The organism is Pontibacter arcticus, assembly GCF_003284895.1.
Classification (GTDB): Bacteria; Bacteroidota; Bacteroidia; order Cytophagales; family Hymenobacteraceae; genus Pontibacter; species Pontibacter arcticus.
Genome location: NZ_QMDV01000001.1, coordinates 927,980 through 949,647, shown reverse-complemented (window position 1 = coordinate 949,647; position 21,668 = coordinate 927,980). Strand labels below are relative to the sequence as shown.

Below are 21,668 nucleotides of genomic sequence, written 5' to 3'. Positions count from 1 at the left end.
CGAAATTCTCAAAGTACATGTTTCCAGAATACGATATAATAGTAGTAGGTGCAGGGCACGCAGGCTGTGAGGCTGCTGCCGCTGCCGCGAAGATGGGTTCAAAAGTGTTGCTTGCAACCATGAACATGAACACGATTGCACAAATGTCGTGCAACCCTGCAATGGGTGGCGTAGCAAAAGGGCAGATCGTACGGGAAGTAGATGCACTGGGCGGCATGAGCGGGATAATTACAGACCAGACCATGATTCAGTTCCGGATGCTGAACAAATCAAAAGGTCCTGCTATGTGGAGCCCACGAGCACAAAGCGATCGCATGCGTTTCGCGGAAGCCTGGCGCTTAACTTTAGAGCAAACCGCTAACATTGATTTCTGGCAAGAGATGGTGTCGGGCATCGAAGTAGAGAACGGAAAAGCAGTTGGAGTAGTAACAAGCCTGGGGATAACTATACGTGCAAAGGCCGTTATACTTACTAATGGTACGTTTTTGAATGGTATTATCCACATCGGCGAACGCCAGTTAGGGGGCGGTCGGGCTGCTGAAAAATCAGCAAAAGGATTAACTGAGCAACTCGTAGAATTGGGTTTCGAAGCCGGACGCATGAAGACCGGAACACCGCCACGTGTAGATGGCCGCAGCCTGAACTATGAAGTAATGGAAGAACAGTTTGGTGATGAGAATCCATCTAAGTTTTCTTACACAGATACCAAACCGTTAGCCAAACAACGCAACTGCTTTATAACTTATACTAATCCGGAAGTTCACGAAATTCTTAAAACCGGTTTCGAGAAGTCTCCTATGTTCCAGGGACGGATACAGGGATTAGGTCCACGTTACTGCCCAAGTATAGAAGATAAAATAAACCGCTTTGCTGATAAAGACCGTCATCAGATTTTTGTAGAGCCGGAAGGATGGGATACAGTAGAAGTATATGTAAATGGTTTCTCAAGCTCATTGCCAGAAGATGTGCAGTTAAAGGCACTTCGTAAAATAGTAGGCTTTGAGAACGCGAAAATGTTCAGACCAGGATATGCCATCGAGTATGACTTCTTCCCACCAACACAGCTAAACCTGACGCTGGAAACAAAACCTGTTCAGAATTTATACTTTGCTGGCCAGATTAACGGTACAACCGGTTACGAAGAAGCCGCTTGCCAGGGATTAATGGCTGGTATAAATGCGCACAACAAGATTAACAACAAAGAGCCATTTATACTTAAAAGATCAGAAGCATACATTGGTGTTTTAATTGATGACCTTGTAAACAAAGGTACAGAAGAGCCATACCGTATGTTTACATCGCGTGCAGAGCACCGCATCCTTTTACGCCAGGATAACGCCGATATCAGGTTAACAAGAAAAGGATATGACCTAGGGTTAGCTGATGAAAGCCGTTTGAAGGCTGTGGAAAAGAAGATCACTGAATCAGCTGAAATCATCGCTTATTTAACTAATAAACCTATTGAGGCAGGAGATATCAACAGTAAATTAGAAGAACTGGGATCAGCTCCTATTGGTGAAAAGCAACGTGCTGCACAACTTGTCAGGAGGCCGAATATCGAGATTAAGCATATTGCAGCGGCTGTTCCTTCCGTAAAAGAATACTTAAGCAAGTTTATGCCGGATAGTGTAGAGCAGGCAGAGATCGCTATCAAGTATGAAAGCTATATTGAGAAAGAAAATAATATGGCTACTCGTATGAGCGAACTGGAGAATTATATTATCAAGGAGCGAATCGATTACAAGAATATCCCTGCATTGTCAGCTGAAGCGAAGGAAAAACTTTTAAAAGTTAATCCGGAAACAATAGGCCAGGCATCGCGCATCAGTGGTGTAACGCCAGCTGATATTTCAGTTTTAATGGTATACCTCGGAAAATAAATGAGCTACGAAAGATTAGAAAATTGCCCGGTTTGCAACAAAACTGAGTTCAGGAATTTTCTTGTAGTAACAGATAATACAGTATCGAAAGAGAGCTTTGTAATTGTGGAATGTGAGAACTGTACGTTCAAATTCACAAACCCGCGACCCGATTCAGCAAGTATAGGAAACTACTACGAGTCTGCTGATTACGTTTCGCATAGCAATACAACAAACGGGATTATCAACAAAGCATACCATGTTGTTCGGTCTATCACGACAAAGCAGAAAGTCGAACTTATCAACAGGTATTCGCTTGCGAAAGGAAGTATACTAGATTATGGATGTGGTACCGGAAAATTCTTAGCGGCTTGTAAAAAAGATGGCTGGGAAATAAGAGGTGTGGAGCCAAACGCAAAAGCGAAAGCCATTGCCTCTTCTGAAACGGGAGAAATTATAGCTACAGACCTGCAAGATATACAAGGCGAAAAATTTGAAGTGATAACGCTCTGGCATGTACTGGAACATATCCATACGTTGAATGAGACGATCGAAGAGTTAATTTCTTTACTGCAGGAAGATGGCACGTTGATTATAGCGGTGCCAAACGCTGATTCGCATGACGCGCAACAGTACAAAGAGAACTGGGCTGCTTACGATGTACCGCGTCATCTGTATCATTTCACGCAGGCAACCATGAAACGGTTTCTGAAGAAACACAAGATGAAACTAGAAGAAGCGTTACCAATGAAGTTTGATGCTTATTATGTGAGTCTGTTAAGCGAAAAACAAAAAGATGGCAAAGGCAATATGTTAACGAGTGTACTGAATGGATACAAGTCTAACAGCTATGCAGCCAAACATGGCAACGATTACTCCAGCCTGATATTTGTGGCAAAGCGGAAGTAGATAAATAGATACTTGAAATGGTAAAAGGCAAGCGAAAGTTTGCCTATTTTACTTTATAAACTAACCTAAACATGAAATTGCGACACCTCGTTTTCACGGTCATACTTGCAGGTATTTACGGTTGTGCAACTGTTAATAACCCAGAAGGTGGCCCCGAAGATCTGACACCACCTAAACTCATCAGCAGTACGCCAGCCGACCAGGCCTTAAATGTTACAACTAAAAATATCACGTTAACATTCGATGAAGAGATCCAGCCAAAGAACCTGACAACAGAATTGTTGATCACGCCCAATACTAACAACAAATATAAAGTACAAACCAAAAAGAATAGTCTTACGCTTGAGTTTGAAAAGGAACTGGAAAAGAATACAACCTATACGTTAAACTTTAGAGGAGGCATAGAAGATATAACCAAGCCGAATAAAGCCGAAAATCTAAAGCTTTCGTTTAGTACCGGTTCTTTTATAGATTCGAGTAGGGTATCAGGAAGCGTAATTGATTTGCTTACAAAAAGCCCTGAAAAAGATGTGATAGTTGCTTTATATGAGGCGAACGATACATTAACGATCCGCAAGAACAGACCTTATTACCAAACACAGGCAGATGGCAGCGGCAACTTTACATTAGAGAACATCAAAGAAGGCAGCTACCGCATCTTTGCTTTATTAGATAAGAACAAGAACGCTATCTACGATACTGAAGAAGAAAAAATAGGCTACCTCGCTAACCCGATACAGGTAACATATCAGACGGATTCAGTCTTATTGCAAACTGTAAGGATTGATACAAAGCGACCAATCTTATCACGCAGGACAACTAATTCTGATAGGTTTACGGCAAACTACAGCGAGGGCATTTCGAAGCTGACAGTTACTTCTATCGAGGCTAAAAAAGATACATTGCCAATTAAATTATTAGCGGATGGCAAAACAGGAGAGTTGTTTAAAACTTCTAGATTCAGCGGTGGAAAAACAATATTTACAGCAGTTGATTCTGCAGGTAATAGTGCCATAGATACTATTCAGATAGCCTTTTCAGGCCAGCGCGGGCAACGTGTACAGGGCGCTCAGGTAAAAGTTACCAACACAGGTAAGCAAGATGATAATACGTTTTACACAGGCCAGAATATAACGCTGGAGCTTGAAACGCCGGTCAGGATTTCAAAAGCAAATCCGGTTAAGATTATGGCAGATAGTATAACCGAAGCAGAACTGAGATTTCCGGAAGATATAAAACTTGATACAACAGCCACCGAGATCAGCTTTACATTGCCAAAGCTAAATAGCAAAGCGCAGGAGTTCGGATTTATACTTGACAGTACAGCCATACTTCCGCTGGAAGGAAAAAACCTGCAGTTTAGGGAGCTACCCTTTAAGCTGGCCACAAACGGAGGAACAGGATCAGTGAGTGGTATCGTAACTACAAATTCATCTTCTTATATAATTCAGCTGCTAAATGATAAGAATGTACCCGTACGTTCTGAAAAAAATCTGAAACGATTTAACTTCAGAAATGTGGCGCCTGGCCAGTATAAGATCAGGGTATTAGTAGATGAAAATAACAATGGCATCTGGGATGGCCCGGACCCGAAACTGGAAAGGCTAGCAGAGCGTGTTTACATTTTCGAGAAAGTATTAGATGTAAGAGCCAACTGGGAAATCCAGGATAACAAATTAGAATTCTAGATTATAATCTCTAGTATAGAAAGGGAAGCTTCGGCTTCCCTTTTTTTATGCACAAAATTTTATAATCCAAAGTATAAAAACAAGTAGGCAGTATAAATCCAAAGCGTTACCTGTCGCCTAACAAAACCGCAACGCTTGTTATTAAGCGATAAAGTTCGGTTGTGTATTCGTTAGCCTTGGTTATACATATAGCTTCGTTGAATATCTGAGACTCTACACTTCAGAATACACAACCAAGTATAAAACTTAGCGGTCGTTTACAAAATCAAACTGCCTTCCCAGAAACCCATTTCCATCCGATTCTCCCAAAAATTGGTAAAGGTTAAACCAGTTTATACAACAATCATCCAGCTAAACTTACCTTAAGCTACGTAATTAAATCCTTTGGCATTAATTAACAAAGCAATGGGTATAACTGTGGACAAGCGTGGGTAAATAAGGATAACTATTACACACCACCATTTACACACTGGCTTTACACTACACAAAAAGTGTAAAAAGTGGATAGCGGTGTATAAATTGATCCGGGAATATGGCTTTCCCACATTGTGTGTAACTAAGATGAAAGAAATACACACTCAAATGTAAAAAGTGGAAAATGTGGTTAACTATTTACATTTCAGATTCATATAAAAAGTATAACTGTGGAATACGTGGTGATAAACAGCAATGTGTAACCATTTTGTAAACAGTACACATATAAGCGTAGACTTATCAACTTATGAACAGGCTTAATAATGGGAGATAAATTGATTTAAGAAATTCTTTAAAAAAAATAATTAAATATTAAAGAATGTGGGAAAGTGGATAAAGGAACAGAATTGAGTAAAAAGCCAAAGGGAATAAGCAGGAATAGAAAAAAATAAAATAAGTATCTTAGGGCATATCGCATAAAAAATACCAGAAGAAATCTATGAAATTATTAATGTCGCTGGCGCTGCCGTTCGAGGATCCGGTTTTGATTTTTACATTCGTACTCCTGATTATACTTGCCGCCCCGGTAATTTTAGGGAGATTTAAGATACCCGGTATAGTGGGTCTGATTGTAGCAGGTGTGATTGTGGGGCCAAATGGATTGAATATACTACAGCGCGATGCAAGTATAATATTATTCGGCACAGTGGGCTTGTTATATATCATGTTCCTGGCAGGCCTGGAGATCGATATGATCGATTTCAAGAAGTATAAAACCCGAAGCCTGATATTTGGAGCCCTTACCTTTCTGATACCAAGTATAATTGGTACAACCGTTTTTTATTATTTATATGGGTATGATGTGAAGCCTGCCATATTGCTGGCCAGCATGTTTGCACCTCATACCTTGTTAGCTTATCCGATCATCAGCAGGTTGGGTCTTACAAAAAACGAAGCAGTAACAGTAACGATAGGCGGCACACTTGTAACTGACACAGCTGTATTGTTTGTACTGGCGATTATTATTAATTCAACGCAGGGCGAAACAAGCGTCGGGTTCTGGATACAAATGGTAATCGAAATGATACTGTTTGTAATTGTTGTGATCTGGCTGTTCCCGAAAATGGCGAAATGGATGTTCAAGCAGCTGGAAAGTGAGAAAGGTGCGCAGTATATATTTGTGTTAACAGTTGTTTTCGCAGCGGCATTTTTATCGGAGCTGGCAGGCATGGAGGCGATAATAGGAGCATTCCTGGCAGGTTTGGCCCTTAACCCGCTCATTCCGCATGCATCGCCGCTCATGAACCGGATAGATTTTGTAGGAAATAACATCTTTATCCCTTTCTTCCTGATCAGTACAGGTATGCTGGTAGATTTGACAGTTTTGTTTACAGACCAGACAGCCATACTGGTAGCCATTGGTATTGTAATACTATCGCCGGCAACAAAGTATATAGCAGCCTTCATTAGCCAAAAGCTGTTTAAATTTACTATTGCGCAACGCTATTTAATGTTTGGTTTAAGTAGTGCACACGCAGCAGCTACGCTGGCTGTGGTATTGGCAGGCTATGAAATAGGTTTGCTTGGAGAGAGCGAACTGAACGGTGCTGTGGCCCTGATCCTTGTTTCGAGTATCATAAGCTCTTTCACTACCGAAAAAATTGGAAAGAAGATGGCCATTATAGAAAGCCGCCGCAAGCCAAATCTAAGCGATAAACCAGACCGCATACTTGTACCGATCGGAAACCCGAAAACAATAGAAAGCCTGCTCGACCTCTCGATCATGTTGCAGAATCCGGAGCACCACCAGCCTATTTACCCGTTGGCGGTTGTAATCGATAACGAACATGCCGAGGAAGAAATCTACAAGAAACATAAAATGCTACAGGAAGCCATCAAGCACGCTTCGGCAACCGACAATGACGTACAGCTGGTTTCGAAGATAGATGTAAACGTGGCCAGTGGTATACTACGAGGTATAAAAGAGTTGATGATCACGGAAGTGGTGCTGGGCTGGAACGCAAAAATAACCACCCGCGATCGTATTTTCGGAACCGTACTCGATAACCTGCTTGATAATACAGAACAGATGATTCTAGTATGTAAAATCATACAGCCGTTAAATACTACAGCCAGAATTGTAGTAGCAGTACCTCTGAATGCCGAACTGGAACGTGGCTATTTACGCTGGATCAGGTCAGTGAAACTATTGGCGCAGCAACTGGGTGCAAAAGTGGTTTTCAGGGGCCGCCAGCGTACGCTAAATAAACTGAAACCTGTTGTTAACAATTCAAAACCAGCAATTGATGCGGTCTATGTGCCTTTTGATAAGATTCAGGATTTTGGTGGCATGCAGTCTGATCTGAATCCGGATGACATGGTTGTCGTAATATCAGCCAGAAAAGGTACTTTATCTTATAACCATAACATGGACCTGATACCCCGCGAACTGTCTAAAAATTATGGCAATAATAGCTTTATTATTATTTATCCGGAGCAATATCCGCAGTACCAGACTGTGCCCATTAAACCTGTAGCGAAAGCCTATGACGAAGAAAAAGGGGAAGAGTTTTAACTACGACCTAGACTTTAGCAAAACCGACTTCCGTAAAAATCCGGAGCTTTACCGCGTGGGCAAAGGCGAGCAGGGTGTTTTGCTGGTAGAGCCCTATAAGTCAGAAATACTACCGCACTGGCGCTTCCGCACGCTCGAGATAGCAAAAGAATCATCAAAGAAAATATATGAGTTGTTTCTGGAGTATGTAGCAGCAAACGATTTTGTAGGGGCAGATATGGCGCGCAAATTTTTGCAGATGGGCTATACACGTGCCAGGCGTTATGCTAACCACAAGTCCGGGAAAAAGTATGACGGGCCTGTGCCAGACGATAAAAAAGGGCAAAGCGGCGCACATGGCAGAGCGCAATTGCCCCGCGAAATGGACCCGGTAAAAGCTGAAGCTGCCGCTATTTTTAAAGAGAAATGGTACCTGGCAAAAGAGAACGAAACATACGTAAAGCAGATGGCCGCCTTCAAGGAAACCTACGGGACCTCAGTAGATTAAAAAATTAAATAAGAAAACTATACGGTCTTTACAGATTAGTTAAATCTTATATATTTGTAGAAAGAAAATCAATTTGCATATGATTAACAAAGACATAAAACTGGGCCGCGGACTGGGTAAAATTCAGTTTGGCCTGACAAGAGACGAAGTTGAAAAACTAATTGGCGAGCCCGAAGAAGTAGAAGAGTCTGATGAAGACGATGAGTTTGAGCACCAGGCCTGGAATTACTGGGAAGAAGGCTACTCGTTATACTTTGATAAGGAAGACGACTACCGCCTGAGCTGCATCGAAACTGCCAACCGCGAAGTACAGCTGTGGGGCGAGCGCATTTTTGAAATGAGCCAGGCGCAGGTAAAACAGCTTTTCGCTGATAACGACATTACCGGTATGGAGGAGGAAGAGATGGAAGAAGGCGAAACCCGCATCTCTTACGAAAAGCACATGATCGATTTATACTTTGATGAAGACCAACTGATTGCTGTAAACTTCGGCGTTTTTATTAACGATAACCTAGAAGTAGTTTGGCCAGATAAAAAGTAGAAACACCTTCCACAAAAAAATCCCCGCTAGCTCTGCAGTTAGCGGGGATTTTTTGTTTTTATACTTCCGTAAATCTAACGTATAAACGGCAGCTTATTTAAATAAGAAGTTCTTCAATTCTTCCTGTATAACCGGGTTAATAGCAATAGCAAGTATAACAGATATGATAAGGCCAAGCGCAACAGACAGCACATCTTTACCGATCAGGCGCAAGGTTTTCGCAAATTTATCGCTGCTATCCTGCGCACGAATACGCATACCCAGTTCGCGGCCTGCCAGCAAACCTACAAAAACCCAGGTCGTACTCATTGGTACGTTGTTCAACTCTTTGAAGTAATAAAGTATGAGTGCGTAAACCAGGTCAATGATGGTGGCACTTCTTACATCGCGCACATCAGATTTCTCATTGATGATGTTCTGGATTTTATCACCTTTCATGTAAAACAGGACGCCCAACCCTAAGAAAATAAAGAGTGTGAAGACGGTAAATTCTACCACATTAAGTTGGCGTGGCAGGTAAACGGCAATATTTGCCAGATCCTGAGCCAGCCAGATGTACCACAAAAAGCCGCTGATCACCCATTGTGCAACTGTCCAGAGGATATGGGCTTCGCCTTTAATAAAGCGCTTGATTACCTTGGTTAAGAGCAGGTAAATAATCAGAGCAGATATAAACGCCACTACATAACCAGTTAAGCTCTTATTGATCATACTTAGAATAGTGCCCGAGGTAGCTGTAAAAACGCTCAGGAGCATAAACGTAGTAGAAACCGGTATCCGGAACCTGGTAAGCAGCAAAAGTATGATCGGGGAGGCCAGTTGCAGGTATACAAAGCTGGTTGGTGTTTTATCTAAACCAGGCGTTGCCAACCTTTGATAAGATACATCGCCATCAAAAACAACCCAGCTGTAACTTACTGTAAAAACGAAGATCAGGCCCATGAAGAGCCATTGCCAGTACCATTTCTTATCTTCGTTGGAGCCGATAAAAGTACCGATGGTCTGGATACTGTCGTTTGCGATGGCCGAGTAACCAGCAAACGCAAAACCTACCCACATGGCAATAGCCGGATAAGGATATAAAGCGCCGGCAAGTATAAGGGAGATCGCGATGAAGTATAAAAACTTCTTTTCTTTCTGAAAGACACTATCAATCAGGTTAGTTCTTTTTGTGAACTTGTGCGGCTGAACGGGCACTACATGATGTGCTTTCTTCTTTTTGTTTTTGGCCATTTTAGCTGGTCATGAAAATTAAAAACGCTGCAAGTTAGCGCAAAATAGAAAGTAGTAGGTACGCTATGTTAAGAAATTCAGTGGTTAAGCGATTTTAATTTCCGGAAATCCTTTAAAAAATCCTCTAAAAAGATTTAAAATAACACAGTTCTAAAAACTGTAATGCAGATTTAACATACTAAAACTCTAAAAAGCTATCTTTGCTTTATGGCGACACAAGATAAAACCCTCGAAAATACACAACTGAAAGATATCGTTTCGCATGCGAAGGAGTATGGCTTCGTATTTCCGTCGAGCGAAATTTATGACGGCATGCAGGCCGTTTACGACTACGGCCAGATGGGCGTAGAACTGAAAAACAACATCAAGCAGCTTTGGTGGAAATGCATGACCCAGCTGAACCAGAACGTAGTTGGCCTGGATGCTGCCATCTTTATGCACCCGCTTACCTGGAAAGCATCGGGCCACATCGATAGCTTTAACGATCCGATGATCGATAACAAAGACTCGAAGAAGCGTTACCGTGCCGATGTACTGATCGAAGAAAAAGCTGCCAGACTCGAAAACGAAGGAAATAAAGAAGCCTGCGATGCGCTGCTGGCTGAAATGGGCCGCCTGCTGGAAGCTGAAGACCTGGATGGCGTACGTGAGCTGATAATCCGTGAAGATATTAAATGCCCGGTTTCAGGTACAACTAACTGGACCGAAGTACGCCAGTTTAATTTGATGTTCTCGACGCAGGTTGGTTCTGTGGCAGAAGATACAAGCACTATTTATTTACGCCCGGAAACGGCGCAGGGTATATTCGTGAACTTCCTGAACGTGCAGAAAACCGGCCGCATGAAAGTGCCTTTCGGTATTGCACAGATTGGTAAAGCGTTCCGTAACGAGATTGTGGCGCGCCAGTTTATTTTCAGGATGCGTGAGTTTGAGCAAATGGAGATGCAGTTCTTTGTACGCCCTGGCACCGAAATGGAGTGGTATAACAAATGGAAAGAAACCCGCAAAGTATGGCACGAAGCCATTGGCATTCCGGCTGCTAAACTACGTTACCACGACCACGAAAAGCTGGCCCATTACGCCAACGCCGCTGTAGATATCGAGTACCAGTTCCCATTTGGTTTCAAGGAAATTGAAGGCATCCATTCGCGCACGGATTTCGACTTAACCCAGCACCAGGAACTCAGCAAAAAGAAACAGCAGTACTTTGATAACGACCTGAACGAAGAAGGCAAACCATACGGAAACTACATTCCTTATGTAATCGAAACATCTGCCGGCGCGGATCGCTTGTTTTTGATGACGCTTTGCAATGCCTACCAGGAAGAGGAAATTACAGAAGGCGATGCTGTAAAAACGCGTACGTTCCTGAAATTCCATCCGGCACTTGCCCCGGTTAAAGCTGCCATACTTCCGCTTACCAAAAAAGATGGCCTGCCGGAAAAAGCAACTGAGATCTTCAACGATCTGAAGTTTGATTTCAATATGATCTACGAAGAGCGCGACAGCATTGGCAAGCGTTACACCCGCCAGGACCTGATCGGAACGCCGTTCTGTATCGCCGTAGACCACCAAACACTGGAAGATAATACCGTAACTGTAAGAGACCGCGACAGCCGTGAGCAGGTACGCATGCCGATTTCAGAACTCAGAACTTACATTGATAAAGCCGTTAACTTCAGAAGCATTTTAGAAAAGCTGGCCTAAGTATAAAGTATAATTAACGTAAAAAGCCGAAGGATATAAACCTTCGGCTTTTTGCTTTTATAAAGTACTTGTAGGTATTGAAGTGTAATACTTATGTTAAGTTCGTAAATAAAATTCTGAAGAAAAATCCTACACGCATCTGTGGAAATTCTGAATTAAAAATCAGCTTGAATTAAGTATAAACGCATTTTTCGTAAGGTTTTCAACAATATCTATACTTCAAAGTATAAAAAAACGCCAGTAATAATCACTCATTCCTCCCAAAGTATAAAATGTTGCAGCGTATAGATAAGTACACTAAACTATGAAAGCTATGGCAACATCATCAAAAGGAAAAGCATCAGAAAAAGACCCTTGCTGGAAAGGATATGAGCAGATAGGCATGAAGGATAAAGATGGAAAACAGGTACCGAATTGTGTACCGGAAGCAAAATCTTCTGATAAAGCAGGCTCAAAAAAGAAAAGCTGAACCCTGAAACCCAACATTAAAAAGCCCCACTAAACGGGGCTTTTTTTATAAGAACCTTATACTTTGTAAAATGAAGCGCTTAATGCAGCAGCTTACACTTTATTAGAAGACGCAAAATGCCTAACTTTGCCAGATTATTGCAGAACTAAGAAATTAACTATAAACTGTAAAACAAGCGCACTACTGTTGCAGCCTTGTTTCAGTGGAAGTAAAAGTATAAACCCGGTAATGGCAAAGTATAACGAGTACAAAAATCTGAATTACGCCAAGGTTGGCGAAGACGTACTGGCGTTCTGGAAGGCAAATAACATCTTCGGGAAATCAGTAGCGACAAGAGAAGGAAACAAGCAGTTCGTGTTTTACGAAGGCCCGCCGTCTGCGAACGGTGTGCCCGGTATTCACCACGTAATGGCGCGTGCGGTAAAAGATATTTTCTGCCGTTACAAAACGCTTAAAGGCTTCCAGGTAAACCGCAAAGGCGGCTGGGATACACACGGGCTTCCGGTAGAATTGCAGGTAGAAAAAGAACTGGGCATTACCAAAGAAGACATCGGCAAAAAGATAACGGTAGAAGAGTATAACCAGCGTTGCCGCGAAACAGTTATGCGTTTCAAAAGCCAATGGGACGACCTGACCGAGAAAATGGGCTACTGGGTAGACCTGGATAACCCATACATCACATTCGAGAACGACTACATAGAATCTTGCTGGGCCTTGCTGCGCAGGTTGTATGATAAAGGCTATCTGTACAAAGGCTACAGCATACAGCCTTACTCGCCGGGTGCCGGAACAGGCCTTAGCTCGCACGAACTGAACCAGCCAGGTTGCTACAAAATGGTGAAAGATACCACCATTGCAGCCCAGTTCGAGATCAAGAAGATTACCCGCAACATGTTCCTGTTCGAGAGCGAAGCGGAGCAAGTATACTTCCTGGCCTGGACTACAACGCCCTGGACGCTTCCGGCCAATACGGGTCTGGCAGTGGGTAAAGGCATCAAGTATGTAAAAGTTAAAACGTACAACCCTTACACTTACGCGCCGATCTCAGTTATACTTGCCAAAGATCTGGTGAGCCGCTACTTTAACGAGAAAGCCAAGGACATTGCCCTGGAAGCATATAACCCAGGCGATAAACTAGTGCCGTTTAAAATAGTAGAAGAATTTAATGGTGCAGACCTGAATGGTGTAGAGTATCACCAGTTGATGCCATATGTGCAGCCGGACAAGCCAGCTTTCAGAGTGGTGATCGGTGATTTCGTGACAACAGAAGATGGTACCGGTATCGTGCATATTTCGCCAACATTTGGTGCCGACGACTTTAGAGTAGCTGCTCAGAACGATATACCTGCCTTGCTGGTAACCGACGAAAATGGCAAACCAATGCCGATCGTAGATAAGCAGGGCCGCTTTGTAAAAGAGATTACAGACTTTGCCGGCATGTACGTGAAAAACTACGATGGCCAGGACGAATCTGCTGCAGACTACAAACCAACCGACGTACTTATTGCCATCAAACTGAAAGAAGAAGGCAAGGCGTTTAAGGTTGAAAAGTATGAGCACACCTACCCGCATTGCTGGCGAACCGATAAGCCTGTTTTATACTACCCATTGGATAGCTGGTTCATCAGAACGACTGCGGTAAAAGACAGAATGATCGAGCTGAACAAAACCATTAACTGGAAACCGGAATCTACGGGCTCTGGTCGTTTTGGTAACTGGCTCGAGAATTTAGTGGACTGGAACCTGTCGCGCTCGCGCTACTGGGGAACGCCATTACCTATCTGGCGAACCGAAGATGGTGAAGAAGAACGTTGCATCGGTTCTATTGCCGAACTGAGCGAGCAGATAGATGTGGCTGTGGAAAAAGGCTTCATGGATGCAGCAGTTGAGATACACGACCTGCACCGCCCTTACGTGGATAACATCATTTTGGCAAGCCCATCTGGTAAGCCAATGTACAGAGAGCCAGACCTTATCGATGTTTGGTTTGATTCTGGTGCGATGCCTTATGCACAGTGGCATTACCCGTTGGAGAACAAAGAAATATTCGAGCAGAACTTCCCGGCAGATTATATTGCCGAAGGGGTAGACCAAACGCGTGGTTGGTTCTTTACACTGCATGCGCTGGCTGTAATGCTGGAAGATAGCGTGGCTTATAAGAACGTAATTGCGAACGGCCTGGTGCTGGATAAGAACGGAAACAAGATGAGCAAGCGCCTCGGCAACGCTATCGACCCGTTCGAAATGATTGGCCAGTATGGTCCGGATGCCGTGCGTTGGTATATGATCGCAAATGCACCGCCTTGGGATAACCTGAAATTCAACGCCGATGGTGTTGTAGAAACCCAGCGCCGTTTCTTCGGAACGCTGCAGAACACGTATTCTTTCTTCGCGCTGTATACCAACCTGGATAACTTCACGTATGCTGAAGCCGATGTACCGTTGGAGCGCAGAACAGAAAGCGACCGTTGGATTATCTCGAAGCTGAATACGCTGGTGCAGGATGTGGATGGTTATCTGGCTGATTACGATCCAACCAAAGCTGCCCGTGCTATTCAGGATTTTGTGGTGGATGACATGAGTAACTGGTATGTGCGCCTGAACCGCAAACGTTTCTGGAAAGGGGAGTACAACGAAGACAAGATTGCCGCTTACCAGACACTTTATACTTGTTTGGAAACTATTGCTAAGCTTGCTTCTCCGATTGCGCCATTCTACACCGAACAACTGTTCCGTGACCTGAATAACGTAAGCGGCAGAAACCAGGTAGAATCGGTGCACCTGGCTAATTACCCGGAATTAGTAACTGCAGCCGTGGATAAGGAACTGGAAGAGCGCATGGAACTGGCTCAGACTATTTCGTCGCTGGTACACTCACTCCGCAAAAAGCACTTTATCAAAGTACGACAGCCGTTGCAGCGCATCCTTATTCCGGTACTGAACGCGCATACACGCCAGCAGATACAGGCCGTAGAAGACCTGATCATGTCGGAAGTAAACATCAAGCACATCGAGTACATTGATGATACATCTGGTATCCTGGTGAAAAAGATCAAGCCTAACTTTAAAAAGCTTGGTCAGGTATTCGGGCCAAAGATGAAACTGGTAGCTGCCGCAGTGCAGCAAATGAACCAGGATAACATTGCTACCCTGGAGCGTGAAGGTGCTTTTGAAGTAGTGATAGCCGATGATGAAAGTGCAGTGCTTACGCCGGATGATGTGGAAATTTCTTCGGAAGATATCCCAGGCTGGCTCGTAGCGAACGAAGGCAAACTGACGGTTGCGCTCGATGTAACCATCACCGAAGAACTGAAGCAGGAAGGCATCGCCCGTGACCTGGTAAACCGCATCCAAAACCTGCGCAAGGATTCTAACCTCGAAGTACAGGACAAGATCCATATTACCATGCAACAGGCCGCGCCGGAAGTAAACGCAGCTGTCGAGAATTTCCGCGAAGCCATCTGCACCGAAACGCAGGCGTTATCGCTTACGGTGGTGGAGAACCTGGCTGGCGGTACCTTGCTGGAGATGGATGAGTTCCAGGTGTACATCAGCATCCAAACCGAAGTAGTTACAACTATTTAAACCAAAAAGCACCGGTTGCTGTATAAGCGGCCGGTGCTTTTATACTTTCTATACGTGCAGCAGCCATCCATTACTGACTGGCAACTGCTTAAACTGCAAACATGAAATACTGGAAATATTACCTGGCGGCCTTTATTATTATCCTGATAGACCAGGCTGTGAAGCTGATCGTGCATTACAACATGGAAATGGGCATGCCCGGCGAAATTCACCTGATCGGCGATTGGGCTAAGCTGCACTATACGCTAAACCCGGGTATGGCTTTTGGCGTGGAGTTGGGCTCCGAATATGGTAAGCTTATTTTAACGCTGTTCCGGTTGGTAGCCATGTTTGGTATCAGTTACTATCTGTATTACTTAGTGAAGCATCATGCCCCTACTGGGTTAATATGGTGCATTGCGCTTATACTGGGCGGTGCTATCGGTAACTTAATTGATAGCACCTTTTATGGTGTTTGGTTTGATAATGCTCCGTATGGTTCGTCAACGCCGTGGTTTCATGGGCAGGTAATCGATATGTTTTATTTGGATATCTGGGAAGGTATTGTACCAAACTGGGTGCCCTTGTTAGGCGGAAAACCAATGTCGCTGTGGCCGATCTTTAACGTAGCCGATTCTGCGATTTTTATTGGCGTATTGCTGATTCTGTTTAACCAGAAGCGTTTTTTCGGGGAGCACGAAGAAGAGAAAAGCAACAACCCCGAATCGGTAGGTTTGCAGCAGAGCTTATAAGCTAATGTATAAAGTATAACAAAAGCGGCTGTTCCATTAAGGAACAGCCGCTTTTGTTTAGGGGTATCAGTTTTCAAAAATATAAGCCTGTAAGCAGGATGGTAATCAGAAATCATAGGGTTATATTTTGTGCCTTTTACCTGTAACTATATTATAAGCTTTTATTAGCACATGAAATTACCTAAACTATTAGCCGTTCTTGTTTTAGCTGCTGGCTTAAGTGCCTGTGAAAAGTGCGAAGATGTAAACCTGGGGAAACTGGAATTTACAAATGAGCTTGTTTCTTTTCTGCCTGCCCAGCCCACATCCGTAGCAAGCTATTACGCCACAACAGAAAGTGGCAAGCTGCAACTGAAGTATGAGATGCCAGCTAAAAATGCCACACTTGTGATACCGGCCGGAAAGAACAATTACACAGGCAAATTCGACCCTAATTCCTGTAAAAATTATTATACATCAGAAGAAAAGGTGTTTACCAGCCAAATAACAGGTGAAAAGCATTTCAGCATCAAAACAAAGTATAGGAAAGACGCTGACCCGGATCGTTATAACGCCATCCATGATAAAGAAGAAGTAAACGATGTAGTAGAATTTGAAGTTGGTTACGCCAATATCTATCCTGAACCGGTGCCTTACGGAACAACCACAATTACAAACTTTACAAGCAGGCGCACCTTTATACTTTCGGATGCAGCAACTACCACGTTAGATGGAATAACCTATAAGCAGGAATTTTTGCCAGAGGTAACTGTTGGTGGTGTAACGCACAAAAATGTATACCATCTGTACCTCAAACAACCTTACCTGGAAGCGCATGAACCCAGGTCAGAAAAATACCCGATTGACTTTGTACAGGGGATTTATATTAGCGAAGGAGTAGGAATTATACATGCCTATACTTTTAGAGGGAAGAACTTATCTATAACAGTTGAGTAGCGATTACAGCAAAAACTCTTATTTTTACCTGAAGCCTAAACCCAAATTACCTTGCCTGCAACCAAACCCATCCTTAAAGTAACCGATCTGGAAACCGTTTTCTCGACGCACCGCGGCACTACCAAAGCCGTGGACAAGGTATCGTTTGAAGTATACCCAGGCGAGACAGTGGCCATAGTAGGAGAGTCGGGTTCAGGGAAGTCGGTAACGTCGCTTTCTGTGATGCGCCTGATCAATACGCCGCCGGGCCGAATAGCTGGCGGAACTGCTATTTTTCAGTCGGAGCGGTTTGGCGAAGTAGACCTGTTTACCTTACCTGAAAAGCAGATGCAGCAGGTACGGGGCAACGAGATAAGTATGATTTTCCAGGAGCCGATGTCGTCTTTGAACCCGGTTTATACCTGTGGAAAACAAGTTGCTGAAGTACTGCTGCTGCATACTAATTTATCGAAAGAAGAAGCCAGAAACCGCACGATTTCCCTTTTTGAGAAAGCAAAACTACCTCGACCAGAGAAAATTTATGACGCTTATCCACATGAGATTTCAGGCGGACAAAAGCAACGCGTCATGATTGCAATGGCTATGGCCTGCGAACCAAGTATACTGATTGCCGACGAACCAACAACTGCTTTGGATGTAACGGTGCAGGCTCGTATGCTGGAGTTGATTGATGAACTCAGAGTAAAAGAAAATACGGCCGTTCTGTTTATTACCCACGACCTGGGAGTTGTTGCCGAAATTGCCGACCGCATTCTGGTAATGTATAAAGGCAAACTGGTAGAGCAAGGCCGCGTGTTGGATATTTTCACCAACCCGCAACACCCCTACACAAAAGGGTTGCTGGCCTGTCGCCCTAAATTAACGGCCAAAGCCCAATCCATACTTCCGACTGTGTCTGATTTTATGGTGGAAGATGCGCAGGGCAACATCACCGAGAGAAAGAAGTCAAGTATACTTGAAGAACTGGAACAGCCTGCGCCAGCAAGTATAAAGCTAAAGGAAACTACAGAGCCGTTACTCGAAGTCAGGAACCTGAAAGTATACTTCCCGATCAAGAAAGGCTTTTTCGCGCGGACCACAGATTATGTAAAGGCAGTAGATAATGTCAGCTTCACGGTACAGCCCGGCGAAACCATTGGCCTTGTAGGCGAATCTGGTTGCGGCAAAACAACGCTGGGCCGTTCCTTGCTCAGGCTGGTAGAGCCAACAGATGGCAGCATACTTTTTGATGGTGTAGATATTGCAAAGCTGAGCGCAGAAGAACTCCGTAAAAGCCGCCGGGATTTTCAGATGATTTTCCAGGACCCTTATGCTTCGCTTAACCCGATGCACACCGTAGGCGAAGCCATTATGGAGCCGATGCATGTGCATAAACTTTACAACAGCAACCAGGAAAGAAAAGAAGTCACCATGCAACTACTTGAAAAAGTAGGACTTACCAGAGAGCATTTCCAGCGTTATCCACATGAGTTTTCGGGTGGGCAGCGGCAACGGATCTGTATAGCACGGGCTTTAGCATTACAACCAAAATGTATAATTTGTGATGAATCTGTTTCAGCGCTGGATGTGTCGGTGCAGGCGCAGGTACTTAATTTACTCAACAAACTAAAGCAGGAGTTCGGGATTACCTACATTTTCATTACCCACGATCTGTCAGTTGCCAAGTATATGTCGGACCGGATTCTGGTAATGAGCAAAGGCCAGATCATAGAAAGCGGCACCCCCGACCAGTTATACTTAAACCCGCAGCAGGACTATACCCGCGTCCTGATCAACGCCATCCCGAAGGGCGAACCCGAAGATATTATAAAAGCCCAACAGAAACGTGACCTTATGAAAGCAGGTTCAGTCTAGAAACAAAGTATAAAGTCGGCTTCAAGCTAAAGTAGATGCCATACTTTTGTTCATTTCGAAAGATTCATATACCTGAACTTTGTGCTGCTAACAGAGTTTATACTTTATTATTCCGGTCAGGATAGCCTCTATATAGAACATTCTCTATAAATTCACCTGAAATTAAGATTACATAACAGCCAAAGCGGCTGCTATGGCGTATAGCATAAAATTATGTAGAGCTAACGAATGGCTCTGACAGCTATCGATTGGATAGCCCATTGAAAGATATTATTGATACATGAGAAGCAAACAAGACAAAGGCGGCAGAGATAATACCGGCCGCCCCGATAAAAGAAAATCACGCTCCGAAGACGGTTCTTCAGCCGCAAGAGATGGTGCAAGTGCAAGAAGTAAGTCATCTTCAGAAAGAGGAGCAGCTGGAAGTGCAAGAGGCAAATCTTCCTCCTCAGGCAGAAACAGTAACTCCAAAGGCAGGTCATCTTCCAGCAGAGGTTTTTCTGATAAAGGCCAGCCATCCGGAAAAGATTCATACTTAAGAAAGCAGGATAACCGCCGCAATGGTGAGCGAAGAGCCGCCAAAAGCATTGTGCTGGAGTCGTTCTCTAATAGCCCCGATACTCCTTTTACCATTCAGCAGGTGTTCCGCCGCATGGGTGTAACTGATAAGAAAGGCCGCGAAATGGTTTCGGAAATGCTGAACTTACTGGTAGAGGATAAAAAACTGCTACTATCAGAAGGCAAATATACGTTAAACCTGCGTGTTGATATTATTACAGGCCGCGTAGATCTGGCTAATAACAAGTATGCCTACATCGTATCAGAAGAATTGGAAGACGATGTACGGGTATACCGCGAACACCTGAAGTATGCCATGGATGGCGACATCGTAAAAGTAGAAGTACTGCCAACCCGCAGCGGTGGCCGCGCCGAAGGCATTGTAGTAGAGGTGGTGGAGCGCAAGCGTACCGAACTGGTAGGTATCATGGAGCTTTCCAAAAATTTTGGGTTTGTAGTGCCGGATTCTAAAAAGTTATACTTCGATATTTTTGTAGGCGAACGTGGGCTTAACGGCGCACAGGCACGCGATAAGGTATTGGTTAAAATAGTAGAGTGGCCCACCAAACCAGATAAAAACCCGATTGGCGAAGTAATCCGTGTGTTTGGCCCGGCAGGCGAGCACGAAGCCGAGATCCATTCTATTATGGCGGAGTTCGGGTTGCCGTTCGAGTTTCCGGAGTCTGTGGAAGAAGAAGCAGAAACGATATCAGAGGAAATCACAAAAGAAGAAATTGCCAAGCGCCGCGACTTCCGCAACGTAACCACTTTTACCATTGACCCTGCCGACGCAAAAGATTTTGACGATGCCCTTTCGATTCAGAAATTAGAGAACGGCCACTGGGAAATAGGAGTGCATATTGCCGATGTAACGCATTATGTAACGCCGCGCACCACCCTCGAGAAAGAAGCCTTCCACAGAGCTACGTCGGTATACTTAGTAGACAGAACAATTCCAATGTTGCCTGAGCGCCTCTCGAATGGCCTTTGCTCGCTGCGCCCTGAAGAAGAAAAGCTAACCTTCTCGGTTGTATTTGAGCTGGACGATACCGGCAGGTTATACGATACCTGGTATGGCCGCACCGTTATTTATTCTGACCGCAGGTTTGCCTACGAAGAAGCACAGGAGCGCATCGAAACCGGCGAAGGTGACTTTGCCGAGGAAATCAACACGCTAAACGAGATTGCCAAAAAGCTGAAAGACAAACGCTTTAAGAACGGCGCTATCAGTTTCGAAACAACCGAAGTTAAATTTAAGCTCGATGAGAACGGCAAGCCGCTATACATTTATGTAAAAGAGCGGAAAGATGCCCATAAACTGATCGAGGAATTCATGTTGCTGGCTAACCGCAAAGTAGCCGAATATGTGTATAACCTGGGCAAAGATAAAAAACGCCCGACCATGGTGTACCGTACCCACGGCGCCCCGGACCCGGACAGACTGAGCACCTTCTCTATTTTCGCGCGTAAATTTGGCTATAAAGTAGATCCGGAAGGAAATATTTCGAATGAGCTAAACAGGCTGGCAGAAGATACCGAAGGCAAACCGGAGCAGAACGTACTGCAGAACCTGGCGATACGCACGATGGCAAAAGCCAAGTATAGCACCGAGCCCGAAGGCCACTTTGGTCTGGCATTCGCACACTATTCTCACTTTACATCGCCCATCCGTCGTTACCCCGATATGATGGCGCATCGCCTGTTGCAGTTCTATTTAGATGGTGGCAAAAACGAAGACAAAGAAGAATTCGAAAAGCGTTGCCAGCATTCTTCTGACATGGAGAAACGCGCTGCAGATGCCGAGCGTGCCTCTATCAAGTACAAGCAGGTGGAGTTCATGAAAGATACCATCGGCAACCAGTACAAAGGGATTGTGTCTGGTGTAACAGAATGGGGTATCTTTGTGGAGATCGAAGAAAACAAATGCGAAGGCATGGTTCGCCTCTCCAGCCTCAACGACGATTATTACGAACTGGATGCCGATAACTACCGTGTAATAGGCCGCCAGAACAAGCGTATTATTTCGTTTGGCGATGAGGTGATGGTCGAAGTAACCGGCGCCAACTTGGCCGAACGCACCATCGATCTGGAATTAGTAGAGACCCTGAAACAACATTAAAAA

14 protein-coding genes are annotated in these 21,668 nt (G+C 44.2%); 13 read left to right on the top strand and 1 reads right to left on the bottom strand.

Going from position 1 to position 21,668, the window contains the following annotated elements; all coding sequences use genetic code 11:
• Positions 1–17 precede the first annotated feature (17 nt).
• The 6 genes from mnmG (at position 18) to DP923_RS04210 (ending at position 8,473) form a co-directional block, all read left to right on the top strand.
• The gene (mnmG, locus tag DP923_RS04235) at positions 18–1,880 is read left to right on the top strand and encodes a tRNA uridine-5-carboxymethylaminomethyl(34) synthesis enzyme MnmG (RefSeq protein WP_112304810.1); all 1,863 of its coding nucleotides are present in this window, start codon (positions 18–20) and stop codon (positions 1,878–1,880) included.
• A complete protein-coding gene (locus DP923_RS04230) occupies positions 1,881–2,768 on the top strand; it encodes a class I SAM-dependent methyltransferase (RefSeq protein WP_112304539.1) in 888 nt (295 codons plus the stop codon).
• Between the two features lie 71 nt (positions 2,769–2,839).
• Positions 2,840–4,456, top strand: a complete 1,617-nt coding sequence (locus DP923_RS04225) for an Ig-like domain-containing domain (protein WP_112304538.1) — start codon at positions 2,840–2,842, stop codon at positions 4,454–4,456.
• A gap of 913 nt (positions 4,457–5,369) precedes the next feature.
• Positions 5,370–7,445: a cation:proton antiporter gene (locus DP923_RS04220; protein WP_239020932.1), complete on the top strand. Its 2,076-nt coding sequence runs from the start codon at positions 5,370–5,372 to the stop codon at positions 7,443–7,445.
• Positions 7,417–7,932 carry a DUF4385 domain-containing protein gene (locus DP923_RS04215; RefSeq protein WP_112304536.1) on the top strand — a complete coding sequence of 172 codons (516 nt, stop codon included), beginning with the start codon at positions 7,417–7,419 and terminating at the stop codon, positions 7,930–7,932. Before DP923_RS04220 ends, DP923_RS04215 begins: the two co-directional genes overlap by 29 nt.
• 79 nt (positions 7,933–8,011) lie before the next feature.
• Complete coding sequence (locus tag DP923_RS04210) at positions 8,012–8,473, top strand: hypothetical protein (RefSeq protein WP_112304535.1); 462 nt, start codon at positions 8,012–8,014, stop codon at positions 8,471–8,473.
• 93 nt (positions 8,474–8,566) lie between these two features.
• Here the strand turns inward: DP923_RS04210 and DP923_RS04205 are convergent, their stop codons facing one another.
• Entirely contained in the window at positions 8,567–9,706 is a 1,140-nt protein-coding gene (locus DP923_RS04205) for a hypothetical protein (RefSeq protein ID WP_112304534.1), read from the bottom strand.
• Between the two features lie 207 nt (positions 9,707–9,913).
• Here DP923_RS04205 and DP923_RS04200 point away from each other — a divergent pair, with 207 nt between their 5' ends.
• The 7 genes from DP923_RS04200 (at position 9,914) to rnr (ending at position 21,665) form a co-directional block, all read left to right on the top strand.
• A complete protein-coding gene (locus DP923_RS04200; RefSeq protein WP_112304533.1) occupies positions 9,914–11,413 on the top strand; it encodes a glycine--tRNA ligase in 1,500 nt (499 codons plus the stop codon).
• Positions 11,414–11,726: 313 nt separating this feature from the next.
• On the top strand, positions 11,727–11,882 hold the full coding sequence (locus tag DP923_RS16645; protein ID WP_165838143.1) for a hypothetical protein: 156 nt from the start codon (positions 11,727–11,729) through the stop codon (positions 11,880–11,882).
• A 228-nt stretch (positions 11,883–12,110) separates the two neighbouring features.
• The gene (ileS, locus tag DP923_RS04195; protein WP_112304532.1) at positions 12,111–15,467 is read left to right on the top strand and encodes an isoleucine--tRNA ligase; all 3,357 of its coding nucleotides are present in this window, start codon (positions 12,111–12,113) and stop codon (positions 15,465–15,467) included.
• Between the two features lie 101 nt (positions 15,468–15,568).
• Positions 15,569–16,198 carry a lipoprotein signal peptidase gene (locus tag DP923_RS04190; RefSeq protein ID WP_112304531.1) on the top strand — a complete coding sequence of 210 codons (630 nt, stop codon included), beginning with the start codon at positions 15,569–15,571 and terminating at the stop codon, positions 16,196–16,198.
• Positions 16,199–16,369: 171 nt separating this feature from the next.
• Positions 16,370–17,134, top strand: a complete 765-nt coding sequence (locus DP923_RS04185) for a hypothetical protein (RefSeq protein WP_112304530.1) — start codon at positions 16,370–16,372, stop codon at positions 17,132–17,134.
• 51 nt (positions 17,135–17,185) lie between these two features.
• Positions 17,186–18,988 carry an ABC transporter ATP-binding protein gene (locus tag DP923_RS04180; protein WP_394341168.1) on the top strand — a complete coding sequence of 601 codons (1,803 nt, stop codon included), beginning with the start codon at positions 17,186–17,188 and terminating at the stop codon, positions 18,986–18,988.
• Positions 18,989–19,268: 280 nt separating this feature from the next.
• A complete protein-coding gene (gene rnr, locus DP923_RS04175) occupies positions 19,269–21,665 on the top strand; it encodes a ribonuclease R (RefSeq protein WP_112304528.1) in 2,397 nt (798 codons plus the stop codon).
• The last annotated feature ends 3 nt before the right edge of the window (positions 21,666–21,668 follow it).